This window comes from Mitsuaria sp. TWR114 (assembly GCF_007997345.1).
This window is the reverse complement of record NZ_VOSR01000472.1, coordinates 1-2,976: the sequence shown is the minus strand read 5'-3', so window position 1 is coordinate 2,976 and position 2,976 is coordinate 1. Positions and strand designations below refer to the sequence as shown.

2 protein-coding genes and 1 pseudogene are annotated in these 2,976 nt (G+C 71.7%); 2 read left to right on the top strand and 1 reads right to left on the bottom strand.

Going from position 1 to position 2,976, the window contains the following annotated elements:
• Both FUT87_RS16995 and FUT87_RS16990 read left to right on the top strand, forming a co-directional pair.
• Positions 1-423, top strand: a pseudogene (locus FUT87_RS16995) (acetylglucosamine transferase); the annotation flags it as partial.
• A gap of 2 nt (positions 424-425) precedes the next feature.
• On the top strand, positions 426-1,139 hold the full coding sequence (locus FUT87_RS16990; protein ID WP_147241779.1) for a hypothetical protein: 714 nt from the start codon (positions 426-428) through the stop codon (positions 1,137-1,139).
• A 122-nt stretch (positions 1,140-1,261) separates the two neighbouring features.
• Here the strand turns inward: FUT87_RS16990 and FUT87_RS31435 are convergent.
• Positions 1,262-2,976, bottom strand: a 1,715-nt coding sequence (locus tag FUT87_RS31435) for a sialidase family protein (protein ID WP_186830583.1), incomplete at its 5' end; no start/stop codon positions are given.

Below are 2,976 nucleotides of genomic sequence, written 5' to 3'. Positions count from 1 at the left end.
GCAAGCGGGAGAGGGAGCCTTCAGCGGCGCGGCGCGCGCGAGGACTACCTCGCCCGGCTCGCCGCGGCCGACCTGTTCCTGGACACCCTGCCCTACAACGCCGGCACGACGGCCAGCGATGCGCTCTGGATGGGACTGCCGGTGCTCACGCAGCGGGGGCGCGCCTTCGCCGGCCGCATGGCGGCCAGCCTGCTGCATGCCGTCGGCCTGCCGGAGCTGATCGTCGAGACCCCCGAGGACTACGTCGAGCGGGCCGTCGCGCTCGCGGCCGCGCCGAAGCCACTCGCGGCGCTGCGCGACCGGCTGCGCGCGCAACGCGACACCGCGCCGCTGTTCGACACGCCGGCCTTCACGCGCAGCCTGGAGCTGGGCTACCTCGCCGCGCTGTCGGGCACGGTCGACGGCGACATCGTGATCGACTAGCGATGGATACGCAGGTACGTTCATGGTGCCGGGCGCTGCGCGCGCTGGCCGTGCTGAACCTGGGCCTGTGGCTCGCCGTCGCGCTCGCCGGCCCCGTCGCCGGCGTTCATGGGCGAGTGCAGCTGGGGCTGTCCGGCGTCTACGTGCTGGTGTGTGCCTATCGCTCCTTGCTGCCGCGGGTGGATCTGGAGCGGCTCGTGGTGGTGGACAGCCACCTGTCCAGCATCTTCCTGGGCCGCACCGCGGCCACGGTGGCCGAGATCTGCTTCGCGTTGCAACTGGGCCTGTTCGTCCATCAGCTGGCCGCCCATGCCGGCCTGCCGGCCGTGCAGGCGGCCGCCTCGGCCGTTCCGATGTTCATGGTGGTGGCGCAGGCCTTCTGCTGGCACAGCGTGCTCACGCTCAACCACATCACGCAGGCCGTGGAATCGGCGCTGTGGGCCGGCGGCTTCACCTGGATGGCCGTGCTGCTGGGCGTGATCGCCCTCGGCAGCGGGGGCTGGGTGCGGGCGCTGTCGGTCGCCGGCATCGTGGGCGCGATGTCCTTCGTCGCTTATGTCGTGACCGTCGACATGCCGATGTACTGGCGCCGCTACCGGCACGGGCGCGCCAGCGGGCAGGTCTACCTGCGCCTGGACGCGGGCGCCGCGATGCCTGGCATCGGCGCGTGCCCAGCGGCTCCTGGGAGGCCTGGAAGGCCGATGCGCTGTGGTTGACGCCGTATTTCAGCGTGGGCGTGTGGGTCAGCATCGCGATGGCGTGCGTGTCGGCGGCCTGACACGCGTCCCGAGGACCCGAAGCCCCCTGCTGGGGGATTCGGCCGCTCATCCGAGCGAGGTCACTGCGGCGTGAACGTCAGGTTCGCCAGGACATAGCTGATCGGCATGAACACGCCGCCGCCGACGTACTGCAGTTGCAGCGTGTCGCCCTGCCCCCCGGACAGCGAGCCGCTCACCCCCGAGGTGGTGGATGTCCGCCGCGTGCCGGCGTACAGCGCCGCGCCGGACTTGCCGCCCAGCAGGGTCAGGCCGTTCGCGCTGCTGGCCACCGTCGTCCAGGCGCCCGCATCGGCCGTGGACCGCCAGGTCTGGCCACCGTCCGACGACTCGTAGAGCGCGCCGCCATTCGTGGCGGCCACCACATGACGCCCATCCGCCGAAGTGGCGATGCCGCGCCAGTCCCGGCTCACCGTCACGGCTTCCCACGAGGTGCCGAAATCATCGGAGCGCCAGATCGCGCCCGTGTCGACCGTGGCGTACAGGCGCCGTCCATCGGCCGATGCCGCCGACCCCCACCAGAACTGGGCGGACGCCCGCGCGGTCCAGCTGACGCCGTAGTCCGTCGACACATACAGCTGCGAGCCGTTGGTGCCCGCGACCTGCACGCGGCCGTCCGCCGAGGCGCTCACGGTACGCCAGGCGCGATTGCTGTCGCGCGCCGTCCAACTGCCGCCGCTGTCGGCCGAGGTCCAGACCTGTCCGAGGTAGGCCGTGGCCACCAAGCGCGTGCCGTCGGCCGAACTGGCGACGGCGGTCCACGCCCTGCTGCTGCCGTCGTTGGACCAGTTGTTCCCTCCGTCCGTCGACAGGTAGAGCGCTCCGCCATTGACCGCCGCCAGGATCGTCTGTCCGTCGGAGGACATCGCGACGCTGGACCACGTCTGGCCGGTGAGACGCACCGTCCAGTGCGCACCGGCGTCCTCGGAGGTGTAGAGCTCTCCGGATGCCGACGCGGCGACTTGGCGTACACCGTCAGCCGACATCGCCACGGCGACCCAGGTGCCGGTCGGCGTCTGGGCCGTCCAGGTCACGGTGTTGCCGCCGGGTAATCCGGTCGTCGTGATCCGCTGGCCGGCGTTCTGCGCGATCGTCCAACCTCCGGCGCCCACTCCGGTGACCTTGATCCAGTCGCCCACGGCCGGTGAAGCGGGCAGCGTGAGGATCACGGGCCCGCTCGCATTGGCGAGATAGCCGGTGTTCGAGTCGGCCTGCGCGGTGGCGGACGTCACATTCACCCAGCGCGTGTCCGCCGGCGCGGCACTGCAGGCATAGGCCGTGGACGTCACCTCGCCGGCATCCAGCACGCCGTTGCGGTTGGCGTCCTGGCCGGATTGCACGCGCTGGCCGCCATAGGCGCAATTCGCGCCGGCCGACTCCGCGGTGACCGCGACGAGGGCGTCGAGGCCCGATGCGCCTGTGGGTCCTGTGGGTCCTGTGGGTCCTGTGGGTCCCGTGGGGCCGGCGGAGCCTGGCGTGCCGTTTGAGCCGTTGGAGCCGTTCGCGCCATTGCAGACATAGGCCACGCTGCTGACCTCACCCGAATCCAGCGCGCCGTTGCCGTCGGCATCCAGCCCCGCCATCACCGCCGAGCCGCCTTGCGCGCAGTTGGCGCCGACGGCTTCGGCTCGGACTCGAACCAGCATCGACCGGCCCTCGGCACCCGCGCCGCCGTTCAGACCGTTGCAGACGTACTGCGTGCTGGACACCTCGCCGTCGGCGAGCTGTCCGTTGCCGTCGGCATCCGCGCCGGACTCCACGCGCGTGCCGCCCGCGG